At 54.5% G+C, this 2,736-nt stretch carries 5 protein-coding genes; 2 read left to right on the forward strand and 3 right to left on the reverse strand.

The genetic code is table 11. The annotated features are described in order from the left end of the window. Both AB7S84_RS17160 and AB7S84_RS17165 read left to right on the forward strand, forming a co-directional pair. A partial coding sequence (locus tag AB7S84_RS17160; RefSeq protein ID WP_428156027.1) for a Crp/Fnr family transcriptional regulator occupies window positions 1–352 on the forward strand: 352 nt, incomplete at its 5' end. Between the two features lie 71 nt (window positions 353–423). Continuing rightward, a complete protein-coding gene (locus tag AB7S84_RS17165) occupies window positions 424–909 on the forward strand; it encodes a hypothetical protein (RefSeq protein WP_428156029.1) in 486 nt (161 codons plus the stop codon). Window positions 910–919: 10 nt separating this feature from the next. Here the strand turns inward: AB7S84_RS17165 and AB7S84_RS17170 are convergent, their stop codons facing one another. The 3 genes from AB7S84_RS17170 to AB7S84_RS17180 form a co-directional block, all read right to left on the reverse strand. Then, a complete protein-coding gene (locus tag AB7S84_RS17170; protein WP_428156031.1) occupies window positions 920–1,141 on the reverse strand; it encodes a hypothetical protein in 222 nt (73 codons plus the stop codon). A 103-nt stretch (window positions 1,142–1,244) separates the two neighbouring features. Continuing rightward, window positions 1,245–1,697, reverse strand: a complete 453-nt coding sequence (locus AB7S84_RS17175) for a hypothetical protein (RefSeq protein ID WP_428156033.1) — start codon at window positions 1,695–1,697, stop codon at window positions 1,245–1,247. Between the two features lie 77 nt (window positions 1,698–1,774). Then, on the reverse strand, window positions 1,775–2,736 hold a 962-nt coding region (locus tag AB7S84_RS17180; protein WP_428156035.1), incomplete at its 5' end, for an ImmA/IrrE family metallo-endopeptidase.

Genomic DNA, 2,736 nt, shown 5'->3' on the forward strand with positions numbered 1-2,736 from the left:
CTTTACAAAAGATCGGTTTGAAAAATTGGTTCTTGAATATCCCAATATCGGTCTCCAGGTCATCAAGAACTTAAGTGGTCGTATCGCTCAGTTAACTGATCGAGTTGGGGCCATGTCCCAAACTCACCTAGAAGAAAGACTTTACCGTGTCCTCCTCAATGTAGCTCGGGAACATGGTGAAAAAAAGGAAGAAGGCTATGTCATTCAATTTCCGTTAACGCATGAAGATTTGGGTTTTTTGATCGGAGCGCATCGCGTCAGTATTACACGTGTTATGAAACGGCTAAAAGACTCTGGGAAGATCCTCCAAATGGGTCGAAAACTTGTACTGCCACTGGAAGCTATGACATGATGTTCATGCCCGCAATCGTTTTTGCCTTGGCTTAAATCTAAAAGAAATACTTTTGAAAATGAGAAAGATTTATGGGAGTTAAGCGCTTCGGAGATTGGGACAAAGCGAAAGCGAAACTGGCCGCCAATCCGGGAGCCCGGCTCGCTCTGGCGATCCGGCAGGCGACCATCAAGAACGCCCTTCTCCTCGTCCGCGAGATCAAGCGCGGTATCCGCTCCCAGGCACCAGGCGGCAAGGCGTTCGTCAAGCTGGCCGAGAGCACCATCGCGCGCAAGGGCTCCAGCAAGGCCCTGATCGACACCGGCTTCCTCGTCAATTCGATCACTCAGCGCATCCTTTCGGACCGGGCTTTCGTGGGGCTACTGCGCGGCACGGTCAACAAGGACGGCGACGACCTGGTGAACATCGGCGCGGTGATGGAATACGGAGCCACCATCCAGCATCCCAACGGCGCGGTGATCGTCATCCCGCCCCGTCCCTTCCTGCATCCCACCATGGAAAAGTACCGCGAGCAGATCATCGAGGACTACCGCCAGGCCATCCGCTCGGTAATCTGATAGGCGGTCTTTATTCCTTCTTACCGATTCCGCTCTTGATAAGCTTGTTCACCGATGAATGACCGGTCTGTTTGAGCAGAGTGTCCACATGCATGTCCGAGCGCACCCCGAAATCCCTATCGTACTGTTCTTCCAGCGTGCCCACGTGCTTGTCGTCGCGAGTGTCTCTGAGACGGCCATTCGTTTGATTTCGCGATCTGTTACCGCGCATTGAAGGATCATCTTTTGCCATTGGATATATACCTCTTCTTGGGTTATTGGTGCGATCATTGTCGCACTGTATCGTCACCAGGTTTGAGTGACGGAATTCCCATAATGCTCAAATGCCCGGATCATCATGTCCGGGACCTGTGACCTTCCTGCCGCCGAATGAGATCCGCAAAACGCGAGACGATCTTCTCGGTGATGTGCTTGGGATTCGACCGCCTCACGGTTTGAGCAAAAGCCTCCGCCTCTTTGCCGGTGATTCCGCCGACCTTATGCAGTTCGGCCACAAGCTCAAGCCCCCACAGCAACGAAACCCCTTCCTGTTTGCACAACTTCCGTAAATTCTTGTCGTTGGTCACGCAGGTTAAACCATGCCTTTTGGCCGTTAGCAGGCACAGCCAGTCCTCGAACGATAACGGTCCGGATCGGCCGCCGGCGGTATACGCATCTTCGATTTCCGGCTCGATGATGATCAGTCCGAGGGCTACCAGCTCGTTTTCATCATCGATTTCGTTAACCTCGTCCAAGACCGGGCTGGTCACGTGCAACGGACCGATATGTTTCACCACGAGTTCCAGCACGGCCCGCTCCGCCTTGATGAAATCGATCAGCACGCATGCATCCATGATCATCAACTTGCGGGGAGCCGGGCGACGTGTCACAGAATGACCTCCCAATTCTGGAGCAGGTCCTGCATCTCCTCAATGCCGATCCGAAGCATCTCCGCACCGCGGCTGAGCGATATTTTGTCTTTTTCCACCGCTTCCCTGGTCAGGCGTTTGAATCGGTCTTCGTAGAAATCGAACCTTTGCATCCCGAACGGCTCCGCCGGATCGATGCCCATCGGCTCTTCCTTGAAGGAAAGCTTCCGGTTGAAGTGTTGCTGATAGGCCATGTTGAATTTCATCCAGATGGACTTGTCCACGGCCCCTTCTTCCAGGAGACGCGAGAGAACGGTTTTATAACTGACCCGGAAAATGCGCTTGACCTTGAAGATCCTGTCGACGAAGTGCAATCCGGCCGCTTCATTCCATTCCTTACGGAACCCCTCGTTCGGCATCAAAAAATGCCCGGCAAAACGGTCGGCTTCCTGTTCTTCCTCCTTGCTCTCATCGACCTTGGTGACGTCGTAGGCGTCGGGATGCAACATGAGATGGCCGAGTTCATGGGCGGCGCTGAAAATGCGCCTTTCCACCGAAATCCGCTCCCATACGTTCACAACCACCGCCGGCCCGCCGTCCTCCTCGCCCACAGAAAGGCCGAAGAAACTATCGGAAGCCATGGGAACCGGGAAAACCTTCACGCCCGCGTGTTCGAGCAGGCCGCAGATGTCGTGGATGGGTTCGGTGACCTTTAGTCCCAGCTTTTTCCTGCAGAGTCCGGCCGCCTCGGCGAGGCGGTCTCTGGAGCATTGTCTCCGGACAGCGCCAAGGCTGAACGGCATCTTTTTTTTCAGACTCTCCTCGAGGAAATTGAAATCGTCGAGCCACCTGGCCACCTCGGCCAGGACATTCTCGCGATTCTGCATCCGCTTCGCCGAACGGAACCGGACGGTGCGCAATTCCCGAACCGGCTGGAAAAGCTCCTGAAGCTTCACATCGAGGGCCTTGGCGATTGCCT

Source organism: Desulfococcus sp. (genome assembly GCF_050178255.1).
GTDB lineage: Bacteria > Desulfobacterota > Desulfobacteria > Desulfobacterales > Desulfococcaceae > Desulfococcus > Desulfococcus multivorans.